The organism is Pseudomonas sp. LB3P81, from assembly GCF_054897965.1.
Genome location: NZ_JBUBVG010000001.1, coordinates 769,183 through 795,579 on the forward strand (window position 1 = coordinate 769,183; position 26,397 = coordinate 795,579).

The 26,397-nt window shown below is 59.7% G+C and carries 19 protein-coding genes; 14 read left to right on the top strand and 5 right to left on the bottom strand.

Annotation, left to right across the window (positions count from 1 at the left end):
- Positions 1 to 548 precede the first annotated feature (548 nt).
- The 14 genes from ACYZTL_RS03465 (at position 549) to ACYZTL_RS03530 (ending at position 19,482) form a co-directional block, all read left to right on the top strand.
- Complete coding sequence (locus ACYZTL_RS03465) at positions 549 to 1,622, top strand: 3-deoxy-7-phosphoheptulonate synthase (protein WP_461950586.1); 1,074 nt, start codon at positions 549 to 551, stop codon at positions 1,620 to 1,622.
- A gap of 226 nt (positions 1,623 to 1,848) precedes the next feature.
- Positions 1,849 to 2,730 carry an esterase/lipase family protein gene (locus tag ACYZTL_RS03470; RefSeq protein ID WP_461950587.1) on the top strand — a complete coding sequence of 294 codons (882 nt, stop codon included), beginning with the start codon at positions 1,849 to 1,851 and terminating at the stop codon, positions 2,728 to 2,730.
- 85 nt (positions 2,731 to 2,815) lie between these two features.
- Positions 2,816 to 3,097 (top strand): peptidylprolyl isomerase, encoded by a 282-nt coding sequence (locus tag ACYZTL_RS03475; protein WP_461950588.1) that lies wholly within the window; start codon positions 2,816 to 2,818, stop codon positions 3,095 to 3,097.
- Positions 3,098 to 3,233: 136 nt separating this feature from the next.
- Positions 3,234 to 5,102 (top strand): extracellular solute-binding protein, encoded by a 1,869-nt coding sequence (locus ACYZTL_RS03480; protein ID WP_461950589.1) that lies wholly within the window; start codon positions 3,234 to 3,236, stop codon positions 5,100 to 5,102.
- On the top strand, positions 5,102 to 6,163 hold the full coding sequence (locus ACYZTL_RS03485; RefSeq protein ID WP_461950590.1) for a microcin C ABC transporter permease YejB: 1,062 nt from the start codon (positions 5,102 to 5,104) through the stop codon (positions 6,161 to 6,163). The genes ACYZTL_RS03480 and ACYZTL_RS03485 overlap by 1 nt, the downstream gene beginning before the upstream one ends.
- Positions 6,163 to 7,185, top strand: coding sequence for an ABC transporter permease (locus tag ACYZTL_RS03490; RefSeq protein ID WP_461950591.1), 1,023 nt, complete (start codon positions 6,163 to 6,165; stop codon positions 7,183 to 7,185). The genes ACYZTL_RS03485 and ACYZTL_RS03490 overlap by 1 nt, the downstream gene beginning before the upstream one ends.
- A 16-nt stretch (positions 7,186 to 7,201) precedes the next feature.
- Positions 7,202 to 8,773: an ABC transporter ATP-binding protein gene (locus ACYZTL_RS03495; RefSeq protein WP_461950592.1), complete on the top strand. Its 1,572-nt coding sequence runs from the start codon at positions 7,202 to 7,204 to the stop codon at positions 8,771 to 8,773.
- A gap of 167 nt (positions 8,774 to 8,940) precedes the next feature.
- Positions 8,941 to 10,356: a sigma-54 interaction domain-containing protein gene (locus ACYZTL_RS03500; protein WP_461950593.1), complete on the top strand. Its 1,416-nt coding sequence runs from the start codon at positions 8,941 to 8,943 to the stop codon at positions 10,354 to 10,356.
- A 283-nt stretch (positions 10,357 to 10,639) separates the two neighbouring features.
- Positions 10,640 to 12,031 (top strand): GntP family permease, encoded by a 1,392-nt coding sequence (locus ACYZTL_RS03505; RefSeq protein WP_461950594.1) that lies wholly within the window; start codon positions 10,640 to 10,642, stop codon positions 12,029 to 12,031.
- Positions 12,032 to 12,038: 7 nt separating this feature from the next.
- Positions 12,039 to 12,812 (top strand): 3-hydroxybutyrate dehydrogenase, encoded by a 774-nt coding sequence (locus ACYZTL_RS03510; RefSeq protein WP_461950595.1) that lies wholly within the window; start codon positions 12,039 to 12,041, stop codon positions 12,810 to 12,812.
- 186 nt (positions 12,813 to 12,998) lie between these two features.
- Positions 12,999 to 14,954: an acetoacetate--CoA ligase gene (locus ACYZTL_RS03515; protein ID WP_461950596.1), complete on the top strand. Its 1,956-nt coding sequence runs from the start codon at positions 12,999 to 13,001 to the stop codon at positions 14,952 to 14,954.
- A gap of 100 nt (positions 14,955 to 15,054) precedes the next feature.
- On the top strand, positions 15,055 to 16,110 hold the full coding sequence (locus ACYZTL_RS03520; RefSeq protein ID WP_461950597.1) for a tetratricopeptide repeat protein: 1,056 nt from the start codon (positions 15,055 to 15,057) through the stop codon (positions 16,108 to 16,110).
- A gap of 202 nt (positions 16,111 to 16,312) precedes the next feature.
- Positions 16,313 to 17,815, top strand: a complete 1,503-nt coding sequence (locus ACYZTL_RS03525; RefSeq protein ID WP_461950598.1) for an ATPase domain-containing protein — start codon at positions 16,313 to 16,315, stop codon at positions 17,813 to 17,815.
- Positions 17,812 to 19,482, top strand: coding sequence for an ATP-binding protein (locus tag ACYZTL_RS03530; protein WP_461950599.1), 1,671 nt, complete (start codon positions 17,812 to 17,814; stop codon positions 19,480 to 19,482). Before ACYZTL_RS03525 ends, ACYZTL_RS03530 begins: the two co-directional genes overlap by 4 nt.
- A 126-nt stretch (positions 19,483 to 19,608) precedes the next feature.
- On the opposite strand, the gene ACYZTL_RS03535 is transcribed toward ACYZTL_RS03530, so the two are convergent.
- The 5 genes from ACYZTL_RS03535 to ACYZTL_RS03555 form a co-directional block, all read right to left on the bottom strand.
- Positions 19,609 to 19,986: a response regulator gene (locus ACYZTL_RS03535; RefSeq protein ID WP_010460444.1), complete on the bottom strand. Its 378-nt coding sequence runs from the start codon at positions 19,984 to 19,986 to the stop codon at positions 19,609 to 19,611.
- Between the two features lie 77 nt (positions 19,987 to 20,063).
- Entirely contained in the window at positions 20,064 to 21,245 is a 1,182-nt protein-coding gene (locus tag ACYZTL_RS03540) for a hybrid sensor histidine kinase/response regulator (RefSeq protein ID WP_461950600.1), read from the bottom strand.
- Positions 21,239 to 21,832, bottom strand: a complete 594-nt coding sequence (locus ACYZTL_RS03545; protein ID WP_461950601.1) for a chemotaxis protein CheB — start codon at positions 21,830 to 21,832, stop codon at positions 21,239 to 21,241. Before ACYZTL_RS03545 ends, ACYZTL_RS03540 begins: the two co-directional genes overlap by 7 nt.
- Complete coding sequence (locus ACYZTL_RS03550; protein WP_461950602.1) at positions 21,829 to 22,662, bottom strand: CheR family methyltransferase; 834 nt, start codon at positions 22,660 to 22,662, stop codon at positions 21,829 to 21,831. Before ACYZTL_RS03550 ends, ACYZTL_RS03545 begins: the two co-directional genes overlap by 4 nt.
- Positions 22,662 to 26,153, bottom strand: a complete 3,492-nt coding sequence (locus tag ACYZTL_RS03555; protein WP_461950603.1) for a response regulator — start codon at positions 26,151 to 26,153, stop codon at positions 22,662 to 22,664. The genes ACYZTL_RS03550 and ACYZTL_RS03555 overlap by 1 nt, the downstream gene beginning before the upstream one ends.
- Positions 26,154 to 26,397 lie beyond the last annotated feature (244 nt).

Sequence of the window (26,397 nt, forward strand, 5' to 3'; positions counted from 1 at the left end):
GCCGTCGGTGACCGATAGCAATTTCTGATTGAATCCGCGTACCGGCCTCTAGTAAGCTCGGCGCATCCATCGGAGACAGACCATGTTCAACGCCCTCTCACAGCTTCGTACCGCCAGCGCCCCGCGCTCGGTTGCGGCTGCCCGGGCGAACACCGTTTGTGCTTCGGTCAGCTTTTATTTTGGGTATTGGTTTAGCCACTGGCGCGCCTGATACCCACATGGCGCCCACTTTAAACGGGGCGCCACCAGAGAATTCTCAACCCCCGGTCGGCCTCCCGACCGGGGGTTTTGTTTTTTCAGCCCTACGTATTTTTAGCAACACATCAGACAACTTGAGGATTCACGACATGAACTACGCCACTTATTACCGTTACGACAGTTTTACCGCCTGGCGATTTAGCAGCCTCCGCTCGGGACAGCCTGCCGCCTCCGATCGGTCACCCACAGGTGGCAAGCACACACACGCAGCCAATCCGGCCAATTGTCGAACACCCCAGTAGGGCCGAGCGCGCGGGAACGAACCCGCCGCCCGCCCAGGAAGCCTGAATATGAACTCGTCCGTCTCTGCTCTGCCGCTGTCCATCATGAGCCCTGCCAATGAAGCGCTGACCCTGCGTTTGCCAAGCTCATTACAGCTCAAACAGCAACTGCCCCTCAGCAACGCCCTGACCCGGCAAGTCGCCGCCCACCGCGACGCGGTCCGCGCGATCCTCAACGGTGAAGACGCCCGTTTGCTGGTGATCGTCGGGCCTTGCTCGATTCACGATCCCCGGTCCGCCCTCGAATACGCGAACAACCTCGCCCGCCTCGCCGCCGAAGTCAGCGATGAAATGCTGTTGGTAATGCGCGCCTACGTCGAAAAACCTCGCACCACGGTCGGCTGGAAAGGCCTGGCCTACGATCCACACCTGGATGGCAGCGATGACATGGCCGGCGGCCTGACCCTGTCCCGCCAGTTGATGCGCGAAATGCTCCAATTGGGCTTGCCGATTGCCACTGAACTGCTGCAACCGATGGCCGCCGGTTACTTCGACGACCTGCTCAGCTGGGTGGCCATTGGCGCCCGCACCACCGAGTCGCAGATCCACCGGGAAATGGCCAGCGGCCTGAACATACCGGTCGGCTTCAAGAACGGCACCGATGGCGGTGTCGGCGTTGCCAGTGACGCCATGCGCTCGGCCGCCCATCCGCATCGGCATTTCGGTGTCGACAGTCAGGGGCATCCGGCGATCATTCAGACCCCGGGCAATGCAGACACTCACCTGGTATTGCGCGGCGGCCATCGCGGCCCGAACTACGATCGAGATAGCGTCGCTCAGGTGAACAGCGATTTGACCAAGCTGAAGATCCCGGCGCGGATCATGGTCGATTGCAGCCACGCCAACAGCGGCAAAGACCCGCTGCGTCAACCGGCGGTATTCAACGATGTGCTTGAACAGCGTCTGCAAGGTGATCGATCGTTGATCGGGATGATGATCGAAAGTCATTTGTTCGAGGGTTGCCAGCCGTTGAGCCCATCGCTGCGGTATGGCGTTTCAGTTACCGATGGCTGCCTTGGGTGGGAAGGGACTGACGCGTTGTTGCGTTCGGCGGCGGAACGGTTGCGAGCGGCACGCGGTTGACAGGCAAATGACATTTCGGAGGTAGGTCATTGCAGAACTCTGCGCTACCTCCGATCAAAGGACGTCCGGACATTCCGAAAAAAGCCTCCTGCTGATTCGAATATTCGTACCTTACCTATTCCGTTTTCACCCATTTACAGCGGCTTTTTCATACATCGCGCGAACACCCGAGTGCTTTAGAGTGAGGCCCAAGCACATCCACGATCTCCCGCGAAAAGGTACGAACATGCAACGGAATGCAAGCACTCTCTATCCCATCCTGCTGGTTCACGGCCTGTTCGGTTTCGACCGGATCGGCCCATTCGGACTCTTCCAAGACATCAAGCAAGCACTGCGCAGCGACGGCGCCAGGGTGTTCATACCTCAGCTGTCGGCTACCCATACCAACGAAGCACGCGGTGAACAGCTTTTGGCACAGATCGAACGGGTGCTGGAGGGAACCGGCGCAGACAAGGTCAATCTGATCGGGCACAGCCAGGGGGCACTGGCGGCACGTTATGCCGCAGCAACAGCGCCGGAAGTCGTAGCATCGGTGACGTCGGTCAGCGGACCGAACCATGGCTCGGAACTGGCGGATTTCCTGCGCAAGGCACTGACGCCCGGACGCCTCCCGGAGCGGGCGGCCGAAACGGTCGTCACCTTGTTCGCCGATTTCCTGTCGTTACTGAGTGGCAACCCGCACCTGCCGCAGAACGCTATCGCCGCGTTGAATGCGCTGACCACTGAAGGTGTCTGCGCGTTTAATGAGAAATACCCCCAGGGATTGCCAAAAACCTGGGGCGGCAAGGGCCGCGAGCTGGTTGACGGGGTTCGCTACTATTCCTGGAGCGGCACTTTGCAAGGGAACGTTCTCGATGAAGGGCTCAATGCACTCGATCCGCTGAATGCATTCTCACGGGCCTTTTCTCGATATTTCACCACCGAAGCCGAGCAGAACGACGGCATGGTCGGACGCTTCAGTTCCCATCTGGGCAAAGTGATCCGTTCCGACTATCCGCTGGATCACCTGGACAGCATCAACCAGACAGCCGGCCGGGTTCGCAAAAGCATCGACCCGATTGATCTGTATGTGCAGCACGCCGAACGCCTGCGAAAGGCTGGCCTGTAAGCACTGGAAGGAACTTTGAGGAGAAATGGGCCACTGAATCCGGTAGGCTCAGCACTTTACTGAACATTAAAAGGAGTATTTTCCCATGGCAAAAGCCACTGCCCGTCACATCCTGGTTGCCAGCGAAGCCAAGTGCAACGAACTCAAAGCCCAAATCGAGGCTGGCGCCGATTTCGCCGAAGTTGCCAAAGCCAACTCCACCTGCCCGTCCAGCCGTCAGGGCGGCGATCTGGGTTCGTTCGGTCCAGGCCAGATGGTCAAGGAATTCGACGCCGTGGTCTTCAGCGCACCGCTCAACGTGGTGCAAGGCCCGGTGAAGACTCAGTTTGGTTTTCACTTGCTGGAAGTGACAAGTCGTCAGGACTGATCCATTCGCGAAGCTTTGCGCACAACGGCCCGCCTTTTGGTGGGCCGTCGTGTTTCGGATGTGTGATACGGCTGGCGAGGGACGCGCTGCTAGCGTACAAATTGCGGTTATCGACCACCCGGCTATAAGGCTGACAATGCGACTGGCTTTCCCCACTTTGTTGTTCACTGCCGTGGCCCTGCTGTTGGGCGCCGCCGGTGTGAACGCCGCACCCCAACACGCGCTGACCGTCTACGGCGAACCGGCGAAATACCCTGCCGGCTTCAGTCATTTTGCCTACACCAACCCCCAGGCTCCCAAGGGCGGGACCATGCGCCGATCAGCCGTCGAAATCGGCCACTTCGACCATGTCTTGCCTTATATAGACAAAGGCATCGGCGTGACGCAGATCGACGGCTTGATCTATTCGCCGCTGGCCCAGCGTTCAATGGATGAGCCTTACACCGTGTACGGTCTGGTGGCGCAGAAAATGGAGCGCTCGGACGACGGTTTGTCGCTGCGTTTCTACCTCAATCCCAAGGCCCGCTTCGCCGATGGCAAGCCGATCACCGCCGAAGATGTGCGCTACACCTTCGATCTGCTGATGACCCAGGGCAGCCTGCGTTATCGCACTCAGTTCGCTGACGTCAAAGGTGTCGAAGTGGAATCCCCGCTAACGGTGCGTTTCGATTTCAAAAGCAATGAAAACCGCACCCTGCCCCTCGACATCGCGACCTTGCCGGTGTTTCCCGAGCACTGGTGGAAAACCCGCGATTTCGCCGGCGGCGGTGGTTACGAGCCGCCACTGGGCAGCGGTCCGTACAAGGTGAGCAAGGTCGATTCCGGGCGCAGCATCACGTTCGAGCGCAATCCAGACTGGTGGGGCAAGGATCTGCCGGTCAGCCGCGGGCTCTACAATTTCGACCATTTCAGCATCGAGTATTTCGGCGATACCGACGTGGCCCGTCAGGTGTTGCGCGGCGGTGCCTACGACTACAACCGTGAATTCTCCGCCACGGCTTACTCCATCGGCTACGACAGCCCGGCCCTCAGTGACGGTCGCCTGCAGAAGGCGCATCTGGCGCAAAACGCACCGCAATCGGCGCAAGGCTTCGTGTTCAATCTGCAAAATCCGCTGTTCCAGGACCGCCGCGTACGCCAAGCGCTGGTGATGCTCTGGGATTTCGAATGGAGCAACCGGCAGATGATGCGCGACCTCTATATCCGCCAGCAGAGTTTCTTCTCCAACACCGCCCTCGCCGCCCGTAGCCTGCCGGATGCCGCCGAACTGGCGATTCTTGAACCCTTGCGTGGACAGATCCCCGACGAAGTGTTCACCCAAGTCTTCGAGGCACCGAAAACCGACGGCAGCGGCGTGATCCGCGACAAACAACTGCAAGCGCTGGATTTGCTGGAACAGGCCGGATGGAAACCGGATGGCGACCAACTGGTGAGCGCCGAAGGCAAACCGCTGAGCTTCACGTTCCTGGTCAGTCAGAACGGCATGGACCGTTTGCTGCTGCCGTACAAGCGCACGCTGAAGCAGATCGGCATCGATATGAACATCCGCCGCATCGACTCGTCCCAGTACGTCAATCGCCTGATGTCCCGGGATTACGACATGATCGTCACGGGCTACCCGGTCACCACCTCGCCGGGAAACGAGTTGAACAACTATTTTGGCTCGGCGGCGGCCAATGATCCGGGCTCCAACAATTACATGGTGTTGAAGAATCCTGCGGTCGATACGCTGGTCAGCGGCCTGGTTCGCGCCACCACCCAGTCCGATATGTTGCGCTACGCCCATGCACTCGACCGGGTGCTGCAATGGAACTACTACTGGATTCCCAACTACTATCCGCCGGGCAGTTCGACCGTGTGGTGGAACCGCTTCGGGATTCCCAGCGTGCAAGCCGCCAATGACGAAGCCATCGAGAGTTGGTGGGAAGTGAGTACCACGCCGCTGACCAACCAACAGATGACCGCCGAGCTTATCAAGCGCGGCAAACCCGGAGGGCCGCACTGATGTGGGCTTATATTCTGCGGCGTCTGCTGCTGATCATTCCGACCCTGGTGATCATTCTTCTGGTCAACTTCGTCATCGTTCAGGCCGCGCCGGGCGGTCCGGTGGAACAGGCGATCGCGCACCTGCAAGGCATCGGCGGCGCCAGTGTCGGCGGCGGTTCCAGCGAAGTCATGAGCGGCAGTTCACGGGCCAGTCGCGGCCTCGATCCGCAGCTGATCAAGGAGATCGAAAAACAATACGGCTTCGACAAACCGGCGCCGGAACGTCTGTGGCTGATGCTCAAAAGCTATGCGCAACTGGACTTCGGCAAGAGCTTTTTCCGCGGTGCCACAGTCACCGATCTGATCCTGGAAAAAATGCCGGTGACCATTTCCCTCGGGCTTTGGGCGACGCTGATTACTTATTTGGTGTCGATCCCGCTGGGTATCCGCAAAGCCGTGCACCACGGCAGCCACTTCGATATCTGGAGCAGCACCGCGATCATCATCGGCTACGCGATGCCGGCGTTCCTGTTCGCGATGTTCCTGATCGTGGTGTTCGCCGGCGGCACGTCGCTGAACTGGTTCCCGGTGCGCGGCCTGGTCTCGGACAACTTCGACTCCCTCTCCACCGTGGGCAAGATCGCCGACTATTTCTGGCACCTGGTGTTGCCGGTGACGGCGTTGGTGATCGGCGGGTTTGCCACGCTGACGATCCTGACCAAGAACTCTTTCCTCAATGAAATCACCCGCCAATATGTGGTCACCGCCCGCGCCAAAGGCATGAGCGAACGGCGCGTGCTGTACGGCCACGTGTTCCGCAACGCCATGCTGTTGGTGGTGTCGGGCATTCCCCAGGCATTCATCAGTGTGTTCTTCGCCGGCTCGCTGCTGATCGAGGTGATCTTTTCCCTCGATGGCCTGGGCCGCATGAGTTACGAAGCCGCGGTGTCCCGGGACTATCCGGTGGTGTTCGGTTCGCTGTTCATCTTCACGCTGTTCGGCCTCCTGATAAAACTGGTCGGCGACCTCTGCTACACCCTGGTCGACCCGCGTATCGACTTCGCCGCGAGGAACGCCTGATGTTCACGCTTTCTCCGTTGGCGCGTCGCCGTTTCGAACGATTCAAGAAAAACCGCCGTGGCTGGTGGTCGCTGTGGCTTTTTGTCGGCCTGTTCCTGTTGAGCCTGGGCGGCGAACTGATCGCCAATGACAAACCGCTGGTGGTCAGCTATCAGGGCTCGTTGTACTTCCCGGTTTTCAAGCGCTACACCGAGCAGGAATTCGGCGGGCAACTGCCGTTCCAGGCCGACTACCGCAGCGACTATGTACAGAAGCTGATCAAAAAGGACGGCGGCTGGTTGCTGTTTCCGCCGATCCCGTTCAGCGACGACACACCCAACTATGACTTGAACAAACCGGCGCCGAGCCCACCCTCGAACGTCAATTGGCTGGGCACCGACGACCAGGCGCGCGACGTGTTGGCCCGGGTGATTTTCGGCGCGCGGGTGTCGATTCTGTTTGCGTTGATGCTGACGTTTGTCAGCGCGCTGATCGGCATCGCTGCCGGCGCGTTGCAAGGCTATTACGGCGGCTGGGTCGACCTGATCGGTCAGCGTTTGCTGGAAGTCTGGTCGGGGCTGCCGGTGCTGTATTTGCTGATCATCCTGTCGGGATTCGTCGAGCCGAATTTCTGGTGGTTGCTGGGGATCATGGCGCTGTTTTCCTGGCTGGCCCTGGTGGACGTGGTGCGCGCCGAGTTCCTGCGCGGACGCAACCTGGAATACGTCAAAGCCGCCCGCGCGCTGGGCCTGACCGATCGCAAAGTCATCGTGCGGCACATCCTGCCCAACGCGATGAACGCGACCCTGAGCTACCTGCCGTTCATTCTGACCGGGGCAATTTCGACGCTGACAGCGCTGGATTTTCTCGGTTTCGGCATGCCGGCCGGCAGCGCTTCGCTGGGTGAGTTGATCGGTCAGGGCAAACAGAATCTGCAAGCACCGTGGCTGGGGCTGACGGCGTTTTTCACCCTGGCGTTGATTCTTTCTTTATTAGTGTTTATCGGCGAGGCGTTGCGAGATGCCTTTGATCCTCGGTCTTGAATAAGCGGATGTTGATATGAGTAACCTGATCGAAATCCGCAACCTCAGCGTGGCCTTCAGCGGCCAGACCGTGGTGCGCAATCTGTGCCTGGACATCCGCCCCGGTGAATGCCTGGCATTGGTCGGCGAGTCGGGTTCCGGCAAATCGGTGACCGCACACTCGATCCTGCAACTGCTGCCCGAGACCGGCACCGAAACCACCGGCAGCATCCGCTATCGCGGCAAGGAGTTGCTCGGCGCACCGTCCAGGGTTTTGCGGGAGTTGCGCGGCAACCGCATCGCGATGATTTTCCAGGAGCCGATGACCTCGCTCAATCCGCTGCACAGCATCGAAAAACAGATCGGCGAAACCCTGCTATTGCACAAAGGCTTGACCGGCAAACCCGCGCAGGCACGGATTCTTGAGTTGCTGCACCTGGTGGGCATCCAGAAACCCAAAGAGCGGCTCAAGGCGTATCCGCATCAACTGTCCGGCGGACAGCGGCAACGGGTGATGATCGCCATGGCCCTGGCTTGCGAACCGGAGTTGCTGATCGCCGACGAACCGACGACGGCGCTTGACGTGACGGTGCAACGCAAGATCCTGCTGCTGCTCAAATCCCTGCAACAGCGACTTGGCATGTCACTGCTGCTGATCAGCCACGACCTCAACCTGGTGCGCAGCATCGCCCAGCGCGTGTGCGTGATGAAGGCCGGGGAAATCGTCGAACAGGCGCCGTGCGAGACGCTGTTCACCGAGCCAAAACATCCGTACAGCTGCGAGCTTTTGAATGCCGAACCGGAAGGCGAAGCCCTGGCCCGGGACGCGCGCGAGAACGTACTGGAAGTGGAGAATCTTTGCGTGCGCTTCGCTCTCAGTGGCGGACTGTTCCAGCGCAAAACGTATTTGCATGCAGTGGATGGCATCAGCCTGAATGTCCAGCGCGGCAAGACGCTGGGCATTGTGGGTGAATCCGGCTCGGGCAAGTCGACGCTCGGTCAGGCGATCCTGCGTCTGCTCGACTCCGAAGGCAGCATTCGCTTTCAGGGCGAGGCGCTGGATGGTCTGACGCAAAAACAACTGCGGCCGTGGCGCAAGAAAATGCAGGTGGTGTTCCAGGACCCTTTCGGCAGCCTCAGTCCACGGATGTCCGTGGCGCAGATCATCAGTGAAGGCCTGGAGGTTCACAGCCAGTTGACGGCGGACGAATGCAAGGCCGAAGTGATTCGGGCACTGCAGGAAGTCGGCCTCGACCCGCAAAGCCGCCATCGCTACCCCCACGAATTTTCCGGCGGCCAGCGTCAGCGCATCGCCATTGCCCGGGCACTGGTGCTGAAACCGGCGCTGATCCTGCTCGACGAACCGACCTCGGCGCTGGACCGCACAGTGCAAAAACAAGTGGTCGCCCTGCTCCGTCAGCTTCAGGAAAAACACGGGCTGACGTACCTGTTTATCAGCCACGACCTGGCGGTGGTCCGCGCCCTCGCCCATGACATGATCGTGATCAAGGACGGCAAGGTGGTGGAAAGCGGTGCCAGCCACGACGTGTTTGATTCGCCGCAGCATCCGTACACCAAAGAGCTGTTGGCGGCGGCACATCCGCGGTAGGCATAATCCGCGTCATTCAATAAGACCGCGTCGCCCCCTTCGCGAGCAAGCCCGCTCCCACAGGTTTTTGCGTCGAGCTCAAATTCGGCGGCATCCCCAAATCCTGTGGGAGCGGGCTTGCTCGCGAAGGGGCCAGTACAAGCAATACACAATCAGGATCAGCCGACATGAACACCACCGAAAGCCTAAAGGATTACCAGCGCGTTCGCCTGTTGGCGATCCGTTCGTTGTTCGAAATCATCGAGCAGTCGAGTGAAGGCACGGTGATCGTCGATCGCGACGCCAACATCGTCTGGATGAACGAACGCTATGCTCGGCGCTTCGGTCTGGCGTCGGCTGAAGTGGCCATCGGCAAGGCCTGCGAAAGTGTGATCCCCGGCAGTCTGCTGCGTGAGGTGGTGCGCACCGGTCGGCCGATTTTGCTCGACATGCAGGACACCCCCAAAGAACCGCTGGTGGTCATGCGCCTGCCGATTCACGACGATGCCGGCGAGGTGATCGGTGCGATTGGTTTTGCGTTGTTCGACGAGTTGCGCAGCCTGTCACCGATGCTCAAGCGCTACATGAGCATGCAGGAGGAACTGGCCTCCACCCGCTCGTTGCTGCGGGCACGACAGACCAAGTACAACTTCGCGCATTTTATCGGCACCAGCGCGGCCAGCCTCGAAGTCAAACGCCGCGCCCGGCGCAGTGCCAGCGCAGATTCGCCGGTGTTGCTGCTCGGCGAAACCGGCACTGGCAAAGAGCTGTTGGCGCAGGCTATTCACGGGGCTTCGCCGCGCGCCCATAAAGCCTTTGTCAGCATCAACAGCGCCGCGATTCCCGAATCGCTGCTGGAAGCCGAATTCTTCGGCACCGCCCCCGGCGCGTTCACCGGTGCGGACCGCAAGGGCCGTGCCGGCAAGTTGCAGATTGCCCAGGGTGGCACGCTGTTCCTCGATGAGATCGGCGACATGCCGCTGCCCCTGCAAAGCAAACTGCTACGGGTGTTGCAGGAAAAAGAATTCGAACCGGTAGGTTCCAACGAAGTGATTCAGAGCGATGTGCGAGTGATCGCCGCGACCTCGACCGACCTTGAAGCGGCGATCAAACGCGGCGAGTTTCGTGCCGATCTGTATTACCGCCTCAACGTGCTACCAATTCAGGTGCCGCCGCTGCGGGATCGTCTCGATGACTTGCCGGCGCTCAGTGAAGCGATTCTTGAGGAGCTGCGCAGTCAGCATGAACTGAACCGCGAAGCGCTGGAGCTATTGGGGCAACACGCCTGGCCGGGGAATATTCGCGAACTGCGCAACGTGCTGGAGCGGGCGGCGTTGCTCAGTGACGATCTGATGCTGAATGCAGGGGATATCGGCGCGGCGATTGGTACGTTTACGCCGGTCGAACGCGCGGTGCCATTGAAGGTTGAGTCGATTGCACACGAGACGTTTAGTGAGGCTCGCGAACGATTTGACCGGCAATTGATTGAATCCGCCCTCGCGCAATGCGGGGGAAAGGTGATTGAAGCGGCGGCACGGCTGGGGCTTGGGCGGTCGACGCTGTACAAGAAGATGGTGGCGCTGGGGATTGCCGAGTCTCCATAAAGAGACACTCATCTCCATTGCTAGACAGGCCTTCGCGAGCAAGCCCGCTCCCACAGTTGACCATGTTTTCCTGAACAACTCGGTCAACTGTGGGAGCGGGCTTGCTCGCAAAGGGCCAGACCTGCCAGCACAAGTCTCAAAACAGAGATAAATAGCTCAATATCGGCTCGGAAAATAATAAATATCCTTATATTTCAATATGTTACAGGCTTGGCACGAAACTCGCTAAAGCCCTTTCCCACAAAACTTCACCCCAAAAAAATAACAATCCAGGAGACACACCATGAGTGTGATCATCGCCTTGGCAGCCCTCACGCTGCTGATGCTCGCGGCCTATCGTGGCTACAGCGTTATCCTCTTTGCCCCGATCGCCGCCCTCGGCGCCGTTCTGCTCACCGACCCTTCCGCTGTCGCCCCCGCCTTTACCGGGGTATTCATGGAGAAAATGGTCGGTTTCATCAAACTGTACTTCCCGGTGTTCCTGCTCGGTGCGGTATTCGGCAAGCTGATCGAGTTGTCGGGTTTCTCGCGTTCCATTGTCGCGGCGGCGATTCGTTTGCTCGGCACCCGCCAGGCGATGCTGGTGATCGTGCTGGTCTGCGCCCTGCTGACGTACGGCGGCGTGTCGCTGTTTGTGGTGGTGTTTGCGGTTTACCCGTTCGCTGCCGAAATGTTCCGCCAGAGTAATATCCCTAAACGCCTGATCCCGGCGACCATCGCCCTCGGCGCGTTTTCGTTCACCATGGACGCCCTGCCCGGCACCCCGCAAATCCAGAACATCATTCCCAGCACCTTCTTCAACACCACCGCCTGGGCGGCGCCGTGGCTGGGTGTGATCGGGGCGATTTTCGTGTTCTGCGCCGGCATGCTGTTTCTCCAGCGCCAACGCAACAAGGCCCAGCGCGCCGGTGAAGGCTATGGCTCCGACCTGCGCAACGAACCGGAAACCGCTGCCAATATCAAGCTGCCTAATCCGTGGATTGCGCTGTCGCCGCTGCTGGCGGTGGGCATCATGAACCTGCTGTTTACCCAGTGGATTCCACAGTGGTACGGCAAGACCCACAGCCTCGCGCTGCCAGGCATGGCCGCGCCGGTGACCACTGAAATCGCCAAACTCACGGCGATCTGGGCGGTTCAGGCTGCGTTGCTGGTCGGCATCATCATGGTGCTGGTATTCGGCTTCAAGGCGATTCGCGGCAAGTTGGCCGAAGGCAGTCGAAGTGCGGTCAGCGGTTCATTGCTGGCAGCGATGAACACGGCGTCGGAATACGGTTTTGGCGCGGTGATCGCATCCTTGCCGGGCTTTCTGGTACTGGCTGACTGGCTCAAAAGCATTCCCAACCCGCTGGTCAACGAAGCGATCACCGTGACCCTGCTGGCCGGCATCACCGGTTCGGCGTCGGGCGGCATGAGCATTGCACTGGCGGCCATGGCCAATAACTTTATCGCCGCGGCCCATGCAGCGAACATTCCCCTGGAAGTGCTGCACCGCGTCGCCGCGATGGCCAGTGGCGGCATGGACACTCTGCCGCACAACGGCGCGGTCATCACATTGCTGGCGGTGACCGGCCTGACCCACCGCGAAGCCTACAAAGACATTTTCTGTATTACGCTGATCAAGACCCTGGCGGTTTTTGTGGTGATCGGTATTTTCTACGCCACTGGTATTGTGTGAGGTATTCATGACGACTCTTTCGGGCAAGACCGCACTGGTCACCGGCTCCACCAGCGGCATTGGCCTGGGCATCGCTATCAGCCTGGCCAAGGCTGGCGCCAACCTGATTCTCAACGGTTTCGGCGATGCCTCCACAGTGATTGCCGAGGTTGAACAGTTCGGCGGCAAGGTCGGCCATCACCCCGCCGATGTCAGTGACCCGACGCAGATCGCCGACATGATCGAATACGCCGAGCGCGAGTTCGGCGGCGTGGACATTCTGGTCAACAATGCCGGCATCCAGCATGTGGCTTGCGTGGAAGACTTTCCCGTTGAGCGCTGGGATTCGATCATTGCGATCAACTTGTCGTCGGTGTTCCACAGCACCCGTTTGAGCCTGCCGGGCATGCGCAAAAAAGGTTGGGGACGGGTCATCAATATCGCTTCGGTGCATGGCCAGGTCGGGTCGGTGGGCAAAGCGGCTTATGTCGCGGCCAAGCACGGGGTGATCGGCTTGACCAAGGTGGTCGGCCTGGAAACCGCCACGACCAATGTCACCTGCAACGCCATTTGCCCGGGCTGGGTGTTGACGCCGCTGGTGCAGAAGCAGATTGATGACCGCATCGCCACCGGGATTGATCCGCAGCAGGCGCAGCATGATTTGCTGGCCGAGAAGCAGCCGTCGCTGGAGTTCGTCACGCCGCCGCAATTGGGTGAGCTGGTGTTGTTCTTGTGCAGCGAGGCCGGTAGCCAGGTGCGGGGCGCGGCGTGGAATATTGATGGTGGGTGGTTGGCGCAGTAATCAGCCGCTAACCCCTGTGGCGAGGGGATTTATCCCCGCTCGGCTGCGAAGCAGTCGTAAATCCTGCGTTCTCTGTATGTCAGTTATACCTGGGGTGGCGGGTTTGGGGTGGCTTCGCCACCCAACGGGGATAAATCCCCTCGCCACAAAAAGCCGACTGAATGCATTAATAAGAAGAGGCAAATCATGTCCGACATCCTCTGGCAACCCGGCGCCAAGCGCATCGCCAAGACCCGCATGGAGGCCTTCCGGCGCTTCATCAATCAGCGACACCGCCTCGACGTCGCCGACTACGCCGATCTGCATCAATGGTCCATCGATCAGCGGGTCGACTTCTGGCAAGCCATCGTCGATTTCTTTGATATCCGCTTCCACGATCAACCCGACGCCGTGCTGATCGAAGGCGATCACATGCCCAGCGCCCAATGGTTCCCCGGCGCCACCCTGAACTTTGCCGAACACCTGCTGCGCCGTCGTGACGATGCCGTCGCCGTGATCGCGATCGGCGAAAACGGCCAGCGCGAACAGCTGACCTGGGCCGAACTGGCCGAACATGTCGCCGGCTTTCAAAACAGTTTGATCGTCGCCGGCGTCGGCCTCGGTGACCGCGTCGCCGCGTGCATGCCCAATACCTGGCAAACCCTGGTGGCCATGCTCGCGACCACCAGCCTCGGGGCGATCTGGTCCTGTTCGTCGCCGGACTTCGGCACCCAAGGGGTGATCGACCGCTTCGGCCAGATCGAACCGAAAGTGCTGATCACCTGCGCCGGCTACCGCTATGCCGGCAAAGACATCGACCAGCGCGCCAAGGTCAACGAAATCCTCGAACGCTTGCCGTCGCTGCAACAATTGATCGTCGTGCCTTACGCTCGACCACAGGCTCGCATCGAAGAATTCCGCACCCAGGCCGACGTAACGCTGTGGGATGAATTCTACGAACCGGGCGGCGAGCCGGACTTTGTCGCCGTGCCCTTCGCGCACCCGCTGTACATCCTCTACTCCAGCGGCACCACCGGCGTGCCCAAATGCATCATTCACAGCACCGGCGGCGTGCTGCTGCAACACGTCAAGGAACATGGCCTGCATTGCGATCTCGGCCCCGCCGACCGTTTGTTCTACTACACCACGTGCGGCTGGATGATGTGGAACTGGCTGGTCTCGGCCCTGGCCGTGGACAGCGCCGTGGTGCTGTACGACGGCTCGCCGTTTCATCCCGGCCCGGAACGTTTGATCGACCTGATCGACGACGAGCGCATCAGCGTGTTCGGCACCAGCCCCAAGTACCTCGCGACGCTGGAAAGCAACGGCGTGAAGCCTCGGCAAAGCCACGATCTTGGCAGCCTGAAAACCCTGCTGTGCACCGGTTCTGCGCTGTCGCCGCAAAGTTACGACTACGTTTATCGCGACTTCAAAGCCGACCTGTGCCTGGCGTCGATGTCCGGCGGCACCGACATCGTTTCGTGCTTCGTCAACGGCAATCCGTGGCTACCGGTGCGTCGCGGCGAAATCCAGGGCAAGAGCCTGGGCATGGCCGTCGAGGTCTGGAACGATGCCGGCACGCCGGTGGTTGGCGAAAAAGGCGAGCTGGTCTGTACCCGACACTTCCCGGCGATGCCCATCGGCCTGTGGAACGACCCGACCGGCGAAAAGCTGCGCGCGTCCTACTTCAGCCAATTCCCGGGAGTCTGGGCCCAGGGCGATTACGCCGAACAGCTGGTTCATGGCGCGATGATGATTCACGGCCGCTCGGACGCGGTACTCAACCCCGGCGGCGTGCGCATCGGCACCGCGGAAATCTACCGTCAGGTGGAGAAAGTCCCGCAAGTGATCGACAGCGTCGCCATCGGTCAGCAGTGGCAGGATGACGTGCGGGTGGTGCTGTTCGTGCGCTTGCGCGACGGCATCGAGCTCGACGAAGCCCTGCAACAGCAGATTCGCCAGGTCATTCGCGCCAACACCACGCCACGGCATGTGCCGGCGAAGATCGTCGCAGTGACGGACATTCCACGCACCATCAGCGGCAAAGTGGTCGAGCTGGCGGTGCGGAACGTGGTGCATGGCCAGCCGGTGAAAAATACCGATGCGCTGGCCAATCCCGAGGCATTGGCGCAATTTCGCGACCGACCGGAACTCCTTGATTGACGAAGACCGCAGGCCTTTCAAAGAAGGCAGGTTTGACTCACAGCCCGGTGTGACCGAAGCTGGCAACCTTGCAAAAGCTTGCCAGCTCCTGGATTACTGCATGCCCCAGTCCCGCCGTTACCTGATCATCAGCCTCTGCGTCCTGTTTGCCATTGGCCTCGCCTGGCTTTTCCTGCGCAGTACGACCCCCGTGGTGCCGGAAGCGATCAAGCGCGGTTACAGCGAAGCACTGACACAGGCGCGGGGCGGTCAACCGGGCGCGGCGCGGGTGCTTTATCAGCAATTGGGGCGTCCCGACATTTCCCCCAAACGCCGCGTCTGGCTGCATGCCGAGCTGCCCAACTATCCCAGCCCCCAGGCCCTGAAGCTGGCGGATGCCGACCTGCAACACCCCTCGGCCGATGTGCGCATCGCCGCCATCAGAAGCATCAGCGGGCTGGTTCCCAGCGGCCAGCGCAGTTTGTTGCTGGGCCCGTTGCTTGATGACAGCGAACAACGTGTCCGGTTTGCTGCGGTGAGCGCTTTGCTGGGGCTGTCGCCGGACGACCTGGGTTTGTATTTCGGACCGTTGCAGCAGGCCATTGACGCCTGGGAGCAGGTGCTCACCCATGCACCTGAAAGCGCAGACAACCAATACCAACTGGCCCGGCTGCATCTGCACAATGGCGAGTACAAGGCAGCGCAACAGGCGCTTGAAAACACCTTGCGCCTTGCCCCCGACAATCTGCCCGCGCTGGTCATGCAGATCGAAGTGCTGGACAAGCAGGGCCAAAGCGAAGCAGCCCGGCTGCTGTTGGCCAAACAGTTGAAGGCCCAGCCCGACTCCGCGTACCTGCAACATGCTCTGGGGATGTGGTTGCTGCACCACGGTCAGAGTGAGTTCGCCCTGCTCGGCTTATCCAAAGCCGTGGAACTTGAACCGGACAACAAGGATTATCGCTACGACCTGGCGACCACGCTGTATGGCGAGCAAGAGCTGGAAGCGGCGCAGAAACAATTGCAGGAAATCGTCCAGCGCCACCCCGCCGACCGCAAGGCCCGGGTCCTGTTGATCAACTACTGGAAAGAAAGCGGGCAGCTGCAAAACGTGCAGATTCTGTTGGCGCAACTTGAACAACTCAACCCCGACGACCCGGCATTGCAGCAAGGCCTTTGAAAAGATCGCAGCCTGCGGCAGCTCCTACGCCAGATGCGTTCATCCGTAGGAGCTGCCGCAGGCTGCGATCTTTTGCTTTTGCATAATCCCCACCCCAAAAAGTGTTGAACGCTCATCTCCGCCAATGGTCAAGTGAACAGGCAGTCCATTTAAACACTTCAAGCCTGCTGCCTCGCTTCCCCTGGTCATGAGAGGGCATTTTTTGTCTACATCTAACGAGTTGTTCAGTGCAAAAGCCGCCACCGGCATTGAAGGTCTGGATGACATCCTGGCCGGTGGGCTGTCCCGCGGTCATGTGTTTTTGCTGGAGGGTGAACCCGGCACCGGCAAAACCACCGTCGCTTTGCATTTTCTGTTGGCCGGCGCCACTGCCGGCGAGCGCTCGTTGTACATCACCCTGTCCGAAACCGAAAGCGAACTGCGCCAAGGCGCGTTGTCCCATGGCTGGGAGCTGGATGAAAACATCCACATCTTCGAGCTGACGCCACCCGAAAGCCTGCTCAATGCCGAGCATCAGCAGAGCCTGCTGTACTCCTCGGACCTCGAGCTGGGTGAAGCCACCAGGCAGATTTTCGAAGTGGTCGAGCGGGTCAAGCCGACGCGCGTGGTGCTCGACAGTCTGTCCGAAATCCGGCTGCTGGCGCAAAGCTCCCTGCGCTACCGTCGCCAGATCCTCGCAATCAAACACTATTTTGTGCGCTATGACGCCACGGTGGTGTTGCTGGACGACCTGACCACCGAATCCCTCGACAAAACCGTGCACAGTGTGGCGCACGGCGTGATTCGCCTTGAAGAACTGACCCCCAACTATGGCGCCGAACGCCGGCGCATCCGCGTGGTGAAGTACCGAGGCCAGAAATACCGCGGTGGCTTCCATGACTTCACGATCATGGGCGACGGCGTGCATGTGTTCCCGCGCCTGGTGGCTGCCGAACATCGTGGGGGGTATGTCCGTCAGCAGTTGACCAGCGGCATCAAGGAAATGGATGCCCTGCTCGGCGGCGGAATCGAGACCGGTTCAAGCACATTGATCCTCGGTCCGGCCGGCACCGGCAAATCACTGATCTCGATGATCTTCGCCGCGGCAGCCGTGGCCCGGGGCGAGAAAGCCGCGCTGTTCATTTTCGATGAAGAGCTGGGCTTGCTGTTCGAGCGCATGAAGAACATTGGGATCGACCTCGAGGCCCTGCAAGACACCGGCAACCTGCTGATCGAACAAGTGGATGCCGCCGAATTGTCCCCTGGCGAGTTTTCCCACCGGGTTCGTCGCTGCGTCGATGAGCGTGATATCAAAACCGTGGTGATCGACAGCATCAACGGCTATCAAGCCGCAATGCCCGAAGAGAACGCCCTGGTGCTGCACATACACGAGTTGTTGCTGTACCTCAATCGCCGGGGTGCCGCGACCTTCATGACCGTGGCCCAACATGGGCTGGTCGGTGACATGCAAGCGCCCGTGGACATTACCTACCTCGCCGACACGGTTATTTTGCTGCGCTACTTCGAAGCGCTGGGCAAGGTTCGCCGGGCGATCTCGATCATCAAGAAACGCACCGGCAGCCATGAATCAACCATTCGCGAATACCGCATCAGCGCGCAGGGCATGACCATCGGCGAACCGCTGGACGCATTCCAGGGCGTATTGCGCGGCGTGCCGACTTATCTGGGTGCGAGCAATCCATTGCTCGGGGACGAAACCCCGTGACGGTCATGGAAGCGACGTCCGAGCGCGCGCTCATCCTCGCGCCGCTGGGGCGTGACAGCCAGATTGCGCTGATGCTGCTCAATGAAGCGGGTTACGACGGCGTTATCACCCGCGATCTGATCGACCTTTGCACCGAGCTGGAGCATGGCGCCGGGTTGCTGCTGATCTCCTCCGAGGCCTTGCTGGGCAGTGATGTGGAACCGTTGTTCGGATTGATCGAGCAACAGCCGGCGTGGTCGGACCTGCCGATCGTGCTGATGACCTACCATGGCGGTCCCGAACAAAACCCGGCCTCGCGCTTCGGCCCGCAACTGGGCAATGTCACTTTCCTTGAGCGCCCTTTTCATCCCGTGACGTTGATCAGTCTGGTGACCACCGCTTTGCGCGGCCGACGACGACAGTATGAAGCCAGGGATCGGCTGATTGATCTCAGTCAAAGCGAACTGCGCCTGCAAACCACCCTCGAAACCCTGGAACAGCAGGTCGAGGAACGCACCGCACAGTTACGCCACAACGAAGAAGCCCTGCGTCAATCGCAGAAAATGGAAGCGGTCGGCCAGCTCACCGGCGGTATTGCTCACGACTTCAACAACATGCTGACCGGGATCATCGGCAGCCTGGAACTGCTACGTCGGCGTCTGGCACGCGGACGTACCGAGGATCTGGACAGCCTGATCGACCTGGGCGTGACCTCGGCCAACCGCGCGGCAGGTCTGACTCACCGTTTGCTGGCGTTTTCCCGCCGTCAGTCGCTGGACTCCAAACCCGTGGAGATGAACACCCTGGTGGTGTCCATGGGTGAACTGCTGCAACGCAGTATCAATGAAAGCATTCACCTGGACATGCAGCTCAACGAGCAACTGTGGGTGGCCGAGGCCGATCCCAATCAACTGGAAAGCGCCTTGCTCAACCTGGTGATCAATGCGCGGGATGCCATGCCCGACGGTGGAAATATGGTGGTCAGCACCAGCAATCAACATCTGGACAACGATTTCACCGAAGCCCACAGCAACCTCGAACCCGGCGACTATGTGGTGCTCAGCGTTACAGACACCGGGTGCGGGATGCCGCAAAGCACGATCAACCGCGCCTTCGATCCGTTTTTCACCACCAAGCCGATCGGCCAGGGCACCGGCCTTGGTTTGTCGATGATCTACGGTTTCAGCAAACAATCACGCGGGCACGTCGCCATTCACAGTGAAGTGGGCGAAGGCACTACGGTGAGTCTGTTTCTGCCGCGTTTCAGTGGCGAGCTGCCTCAGGAATGTCCGGCGGATGTGCAGCACGCCCTGTTCGCGCTGAACGGCGAAACGGTGCTGATCGTCGAGGATGATCCAGCGGTGCGGGTGCTGGTCAGTACCGTGCTGAGTGACCTGGGTTATGCCTTCGTCGAGGCCAGCGATGCCGACAGCGCGGTGCCGATTCTGGATTCCGGGCAACGTATCGACTTGATGATCAGCGACGTCGGGCTACCCGGCATGAACGGTCGGCAACTGGCGGAAATCGGCCGGCAGTTCCGGCCCGATCTCAAGGTGTTGTTCATTACGGGGTATGCCGAACATGCGGCGGTGCGTGGTGGTTTCCTCGATCCGGGCATGCAGCTGATTACCAAGCCGTTTACCTTCGACCTGTTGACGGCGAAAGTCAGGGAAATGATTCGAATCTGAACACGCACCTGTAGGAGCGAGCTTGCTCGCGATGGACCTGAGGGCGCTGCGTTTATTCAGAAAGCACGCGTTATCCTTAACGTCCATCGCGAGCAAGCTCGCTCCTACAGGGTCAGGCTGTTCGCCTTACGACAGCATGTCCTGCATGAGTTCCTGCAACACATCCAGATCAAACGGCTTGCCCAGAATCGGTGCCTTGCGCGTGATAGGGCTGTCGGTCTCGCGGATTTCCTGCGGGTAACCGCTGATGAAAATCACCTTGAGTTCCGGTCGCAGCTTCACTGCAGGCTCGGCGATCTGCACGCCAGAGATCCCGCCCGGCAGGCGAAAATCGGTAATCATCATGTCCAGGTGCGGCTTGCTCGCCAGAATCTCGAAGGCCTGCTCGCCGTTTTCGGCCTGCAGCACCCGGTAGCCCTCACCCGACAGATAGGCCGACAGCACCATCAGAATCGAGGGGTCATCTTCGACGATCAATACGACGTCTTGTGCATCTTCACTCATGGGAAGCCTTTGCTCGGTCAATAGCTGCTGATACGACCCCGGGGTCGATCAGAGGTTGCGTTTATCCGGCTGTTTTCCTACAGCGGCAGACAAACGCGAAACAAGGCGCCTTCGCCAATCCGGCTCTCGACGGTAATGGAACCGCCATGGGCGGTCACTATCTGTTCTGAAATAAACAACCCCAGGCCCAGCCCGGCGACGGCATGTTTGGCCGAAACCCGTTCGAACTGCTGGAAGATACGCTTCTGGTTTTCCTCATCAATGCCGATCCCCTGATCGCGCACTTCCACCAGCGCCTGATCGTGCTCACTGTACACCTTCACGCTGATCGGGCTCTTGGCGCCATAACGCAATGCGTTGGTCAGCAGGTTGGAAATCACCTGTTCAATGCGAAATTCATCCCAACTGCCCTGCACCGGTTGCTCAGCGTCCAGGGTCACCGAGGATTCGGCGGCCTCGATCTGCGGGGTGAAATTCTGAAGCAAGTTGCGCACCAGCGCCGACAAATCGAAGCGCGTCGGGCGGATCGACAACTTGCCGGTGCGAATCCGCGATACATCCAGCATGTCCTCGATCAGGCGGATCAGGCTTTTGATCTGCCGTTCGTCGCGGTCGACCATCGCGTTCATCTTGTCCAGGGTGAACGCCGCCGCATTGTCCCGGGCCAGGTGCATCTTGCGCAGCTGGGTTTCAAGGATCAGGCCGTTGAGCGGCGTGCGCACTTCGTGGGCGACGATGGACATGAAGTCATCGCGCATGCGCACCGCCTGCTCCAGCTCCAGTTGTGTGCTCTGCAACTTTTGCAGCAGCGCTTCCTGTTCCCGGCGGCTCTGCTCCAGCGCTTCGACCTGTTGCTTCATGGCCTTGCTCTGGCGGAACAGATCGACGAACACATTGACCTTGCTCTTGACCGCGTGGATATCCAGCGGCTTGTGCAGGAAGTCGACGGCGCCGCTTTCATAGCCTTTGAACGCATAGTTCAGTTCACGGCCGGCGGCACTGACGAACACAATCGGGATGTTCTTGGTTTTTTCCGTGCCGCGCATCAATTCGGCCAGCTCGAAGCCGTTCATGCCGGGCATCTGCACGTCGAGAATGGCCATGGCGAATTCGTGCTGCAACAGCAGCGACAAGGCTTCGTCGGCAGACAAGGCTTTGTAGACAATGCGGTCTTCACACTTGATCAGCGCTTCAAGCGCCAACAGGTTCTCCGGCAGATCGTCGACGATCAGCAGTTTGGCTTGGATGTTACTTAGCATGCTATTCGTTCCAGCTCGACAAGCAGACGGCCGATGCCGTGGATAGGGAGAATATGGTCCGGCTGGTGGGTATCCAGCGCTGCCAGGGGCATGGTCGCGACTTGGGCTTCGTCCGGGTCCTGCACGATGGTCAGGCCGCCGCGATGCTTGACCTGGGCCAGGCCGCTCGCACCATCGCGGTTGGCGCCGGTCAGCAGCACGGCGGCCAGGGTTGGGCCATAAGCATCCGCAGCGGACGAGAACAGGTAGTCGATGGCAGGCCGCGAATAATGCACGCGGTCTTCCAGGCTCAGGGAAAAGGTGCGGTCCTGCTCCACCGACAAGTGATAGCCGGGCGTTGCGAAATACAGCGTTCCCGCTTCGACCGGCGTTTTGTCACGGGCCTCCTGAACACGCATGGCCACGCGTCGGGCAAACACGTCGGCCAGGTGACTGCGACGCTCGTCGGGCAGGTGCAGCACCACAATGATCGGCAGCACGAAGCCTTCGCGCAACGGGCTGAGGATACTCAGCAACGCCTCGACGCCTCCGGCTGAAGCACCGATCACGATAGCCTCTACTGAAGGCAACTGCGCTGCACTGTTCATGATTTACGGTAGATCCGTTCTTGTTTGACCAACGGCTCGAACTGGTTGCCGAAAGCCGAAAATTCCGGGGTTTCCTTGCTGCCCAACACCAGAAATCCACGATGGCAAAGGGATTCGTGGAACAATCCCAATGCTCTGTCCTGAAGATTTTTATTGAAGTAAATCAAAACGTTACGACACGAAATTAATTGAGTTTCTGAAAAGACACTGTCGGTTGCCAGGCTGTGGTCGGCGAAGGTCACGTTCTCACAGAGTGTCTTGTCGAAAATCGCGTAGCCGTACGCCGCCGTGTAGTAGTCAGCGAATGAACGCTGACCACCTGCCTGCTGGTAGTTATGAGTGTAGGCGCGGACATTTTCCATGGAGAAAATCCCCTGCTTGGCCTTCTCCAGCGAATGCGGATTGATGTCGGTGGCGTAGATGATGGTGCGATCGAGCAAGCCTTCTTCGCGCAGCAGGATCGCCATCGAATAGACCTCTTCACCGGTGCTGCAACCGGCGATCCAGATCTTGATCGAGGGATAGGTCTTGAGCAACGGCACCACTTCCTGACGGATCGACAGGAAGTGCGACGGGTCGCGGAACATCTCGCTGACCGGGATCGTCAGCAATTGCAGCAGTTGCATGAATGCCGCTGGATCGTGCAGCACCTTCTCTTGCAGCGCCGAAATGGTGGCGCACTCGAACTGGCTCAACGCGTGGTGCACGCGACGCTTGATAGACGCGCCGGAATAATCGCGAAAGTCGTAGCTGTATTTGAGGTAGATCGCCTCGATCAACAACCGCAATTCGATTTCGCTATTTCGCTCCACGGGATAAATGCGTTCCACTAAATGCGTTCCATCTTCGGCAACCACACGCGAATCAGCGAGAACAATCGATCCAGGTCGATAGGCTTGGCCAGGTAATCGTTGGAGCCGGCCTGCAGACAGCGCTCCTGATCGTCCTTCATGGCTTTGGCCGTCACCGCAATGATCGGCAGCTTGCGCCAGCGCGGGTCCTGACGGATCAGGCTCGTCGCCTCGAAACCGTCCATCTCCGGCATCATCACGTCCATCAACACCAGATCGATGTCCTCCACTTCATTCAGTCTTTCAATCGCTTCACGACCGTTACGGCCAATGACCACGACTGCACCCTTTTGCTCCAGCGCGCTGGTGAGGGCGAAGATGTTGCGTACATCGTCGTCCACCAACAGCACTTTGCGACCCTCGAAAACCTTGTCGCGGCTGCGCGCGGTCTTGAGCATCGTCTGCCGCTCATGGGACAACCGGGATTCGACTTTGTGCAGAAAGAGTGTGACCTCATCCAGCAACCGCTCCGGCGAGCGCGCGCCCTTGATGATGATCGAGCGCGAGTACTTGCGCAGCTCGGCCTCTTCGTCGCGGGTCAGGTTGCGCCCGGTGTAGACGATCACCGGCGGGAACGAGCAGATATCCTCGGTGGACATGCGCTTGAGCAGGTCGTTGCCGAGCATGTCCGGCAGTTTCAGGTCGATGATCATGCAGTCGAAAATCGTCGTGCGCAGCAAGTCCAGCGCATCCTGCGCCAGGCCGACGGCGGTGATTTCGATGTCTTCGTCGCCGATCAACCGGGCAATGCTGTCGCGCTGCAGATCGTCGTCTTCGACCAACAGCACGCGCTTGACCTTCTGGGTCAGCTTGGCTTCGAGGCGGGCGAACACGTCCTTGAGCTCTTCGCGGGTGGTCGGCTTGACCGCGTAACCGATGGCACCCATGTGCATGGCGGCTTCGACGCGGTCTTCGACCGAAATGACGTGCACCGGAATGTGCCGGGTTTCCGCGCGCTCCTTCAGGCGTTGCAGCACGGTCAGACCGGAATGGTCCGGCAGACGCATGTCCAAAAGGATCGCGTCGGGAATGTATTCCTTGGCCAGGTCGTACCCTTCGTCGGCGCCATGGGCCACCAGGCACTGATAACCCAGTTCGTGCGCCAGGTCGTAGAGGATGCGCGCGAAGTTCGGCTCGTCCTCGATCACCAGAATGCAGCGAGTCGCGAACGGCGCACTCGTGCGGTCATCGTTGAAGCGCGGGATATCGACGTCGGCAATCAGCGGCACAAGCGCAGCGGTTGCCACTTTCGGCGTCATGACCACCGGTGAAGCCTTCATCGGTTCGACCGGCGTGTCGCCCGGCTCAACGTACTGCTGCGGCAAGACCAGGGTAAACACACTGCCCTGCCCCGGCTCGCTGGTGACGCTGATGGAACCGCCGAGCAAGGCCGCCAGGTCACGGGAAATCGACAGGCCCAGGCCTGTGCCGCCATAACGACGATTGGTGGTGCCATCGGCCTGACGGAACGCCTCGAAAATACTTTCCTGGTGATCCGCTGCAATGCCGATCCCGGAGTCACGGACGATGAACACAATGCCTTCGCCTGGCTGACTGGCGACGGTCAGACTGATCGTGCCCTTTTCGGTGAACTTCACCGCGTTGGACAGCAGATTCTTGATCACCTGCTCCACGCGCTGACGGTCGGTGAAGATCATCATCGGCGCACCGGGCTGTAGATCGACCTGGAAATCCAGCTTCTTGTCCGTGGCCATGGGCTGGAACATCCCGCGCAAACCGTCCACCAGACGCGCGACGCTGGTGTTCTCCGGGCGCACCTCAAGCTTGCCGGCCTCGACCTTGGAAATGTCGAGGATGTCGTTGATCAGGTTCAGCAGATCGTTACCGGCCGAATAGATCGACTCGGCGAACTTGACTTGCTCGGCGCTGAGGTTTTCCTGGGGGTTCTCCGCCAGCAGCTTGGCCAGGATCAACGAACTGTTCAGCGGCGTGCGCAGTTCGTGGGACATGTTGGCGAGGAACTCGGATTTGTACTTGCTCGAGCGCTGCAACTCTTCGGCGCGCTCTTCGAGTTGCGTCTGGGCCTGATTGAGCTCGGTGTTCTTCAGGTCCATGGCATCGCGTTGCTCGGCGAGGATCTGCGCCTGCTCGGCGAGCTGTTCGTTGGTCTGCTCCAGCTCAAACTGCTGGGTTTCCAGATTCGCCTGGGATTCCTTGAGAACCCGCGACTGTTCTTCAAGCTCTTCGTTGGCGGTTTTGAGTTCTTCCTGCTGGACCTGCAGCTCTTCATTGAGCTGCTGGGTTTCGGCCAGCACTTCCTGCAAGCGTTGGCGATAGCGCGCGGCTTCGATGGACGTGCCGATATTGCCGGCAATCAGCTCGAGCAGTTCGATGTCACGATCGTTCAGCGGGCGCAGGAAGCCCAGTTCAATCACACCGTTGACCCGATCGTCGTCGCTGGTCGGCACCACCAAAACGCTGTGCGGCAGTCCTTCGCCAAGCCCGGAGGTGACCTTGAAGTAATCGCTCGGTACGTTGTCGAGGCGGATCAAGCGCGCCTGTTGCGCCACCTGACCAACAATCCCTTCATCGCTGTAAATCTGTTGATCGCGCTCTTCCTGCTCGCGGGAAAAACCGTAAGAGGCAATCCGCTTGAGGCCGCCATGTTCTTCACGCACATAAACAGCCGCGACGGCCGTGCCCAGGTATTGCGCACAAAACAGCAAAATGTTGCGACCGAGCATATTAAGCGACAGTTGCCCCAGTACCTGCTCGGCCAGTTCGGTCTGGCCGTTGCGCAGCCAGGCTTGCTGTTCCAGACGCCGGGCACTGGCCTGTTGCGCGGTGAGCGTAGCGCTGTAATTTTGCGCCAGTTTGAGTAAATCCCGGCGACCAATGTAGGCCAGCAATGCGCTGATGCCGGCAATGAACAGCAGATAAAGGCTGATGCTCCAGATCGTGGTGCGGCGTACATCATCGTTGCGCGTGGCGCGCAACTGCTGCTCCATGTCGATCACGTCTTCGAATTGCTTGCGGATCTCATCGGTCAGGCGCTTGCCACGCCCGGCCTTGACCACGCTGCGGTAATCGCCACTCGCACGCTGCAAGTCGATCAGGTTCTGCGCGTACGTGCCCCACTCATCCTGCAAAGCCTGGAGCCGTTGCAATCGGTCCGTTTGCACCGGATTGTCCGCGGTCAGTTCGAGCAAGGTGTTGACCACTACCGTGACTCTCGGCCGGGCGGTTTCGTAGGGTTCGAGAAATTTCTCGTCGCCACTGAGCAGGAAGCCACGCATGCCGGTTTCCAGATCAACGGTCAGCCTCACCGCTTCATTGGCGTTATTGATCACCCGATCGCTGTGTTCGACCCACTGGATCACCGACAGCAGATAAGTGATCAGCGAGACAAAGAACACCGCACTGAGCACGCCGACGCCCAACGGCAAGCTGACGTTGCGGCTCAGGAGTTTACGAAATCGTTGCTCATCAACCGAAGACACGGTGGTCATGGGGAGGCCCTGTCGAACTGTTGAAAGCCAAGGAGTTTGCCCCAATTGCGCCGCATTGATCCATTTTTCTAACGTGTTTTCGCGCAAAATCCTACATTCAGCAGCTCCAGCGCAAGGGAGCGGTTATCCTTGCCGGCCCTTGTGCGGCTATTCTTTTTTATGGCGTGATTGGGAACTTGTCGGGTTCCGCCACTTACTCATGTTAGAGCCCGGCGTTTTTGATCGCCCGGCCACCGCGAATTCA

What these genes read in the sequence shown, in the direction of transcription:
- ACYZTL_RS03465 (WP_461950586.1), top strand. Translation starts at nt 549, where the DNA reads ATGAACTCGTCCGTCTCTGCTCTGCCGCTGTCCATCATGAGCCCTGCC.
- ACYZTL_RS03470 (WP_461950587.1), top strand. Translation starts at nt 1,849, where the DNA reads ATGCAACGGAATGCAAGCACTCTCTATCCCATCCTGCTGGTTCACGGC.
- ACYZTL_RS03475 (WP_461950588.1), top strand. Translation starts at nt 2,816, where the DNA reads ATGGCAAAAGCCACTGCCCGTCACATCCTGGTTGCCAGCGAAGCCAAG.
- ACYZTL_RS03480 (WP_461950589.1), top strand. Translation starts at nt 3,234, where the DNA reads ATGCGACTGGCTTTCCCCACTTTGTTGTTCACTGCCGTGGCCCTGCTG.
- ACYZTL_RS03485 (WP_461950590.1), top strand. Translation starts at nt 5,102, where the DNA reads ATGTGGGCTTATATTCTGCGGCGTCTGCTGCTGATCATTCCGACCCTG.
- ACYZTL_RS03490 (WP_461950591.1), top strand. Translation starts at nt 6,163, where the DNA reads ATGTTCACGCTTTCTCCGTTGGCGCGTCGCCGTTTCGAACGATTCAAG.
- ACYZTL_RS03495 (WP_461950592.1), top strand. Translation starts at nt 7,202, where the DNA reads ATGAGTAACCTGATCGAAATCCGCAACCTCAGCGTGGCCTTCAGCGGC.
- ACYZTL_RS03500 (WP_461950593.1), top strand. Translation starts at nt 8,941, where the DNA reads ATGAACACCACCGAAAGCCTAAAGGATTACCAGCGCGTTCGCCTGTTG.
- ACYZTL_RS03505 (WP_461950594.1), top strand. Translation starts at nt 10,640, where the DNA reads ATGAGTGTGATCATCGCCTTGGCAGCCCTCACGCTGCTGATGCTCGCG.
- ACYZTL_RS03510 (WP_461950595.1), top strand. Translation starts at nt 12,039, where the DNA reads ATGACGACTCTTTCGGGCAAGACCGCACTGGTCACCGGCTCCACCAGC.
- ACYZTL_RS03515 (WP_461950596.1), top strand. Translation starts at nt 12,999, where the DNA reads ATGTCCGACATCCTCTGGCAACCCGGCGCCAAGCGCATCGCCAAGACC.
- ACYZTL_RS03520 (WP_461950597.1), top strand. Translation starts at nt 15,055, where the DNA reads ATGCCCCAGTCCCGCCGTTACCTGATCATCAGCCTCTGCGTCCTGTTT.
- ACYZTL_RS03535 (WP_010460444.1), bottom strand. Translation starts at nt 19,986, where the DNA reads ATGAGTGAAGATGCACAAGACGTCGTATTGATCGTCGAAGATGACCCC.
- ACYZTL_RS03540 (WP_461950600.1), bottom strand. Translation starts at nt 21,245, where the DNA reads ATGCTAAGTAACATCCAAGCCAAACTGCTGATCGTCGACGATCTGCCG.
- ACYZTL_RS03545 (WP_461950601.1), bottom strand. Translation starts at nt 21,832, where the DNA reads ATGAACAGTGCAGCGCAGTTGCCTTCAGTAGAGGCTATCGTGATCGGT.
- ACYZTL_RS03555 (WP_461950603.1), bottom strand. Translation starts at nt 26,153, where the DNA reads ATGACCACCGTGTCTTCGGTTGATGAGCAACGATTTCGTAAACTCCTG.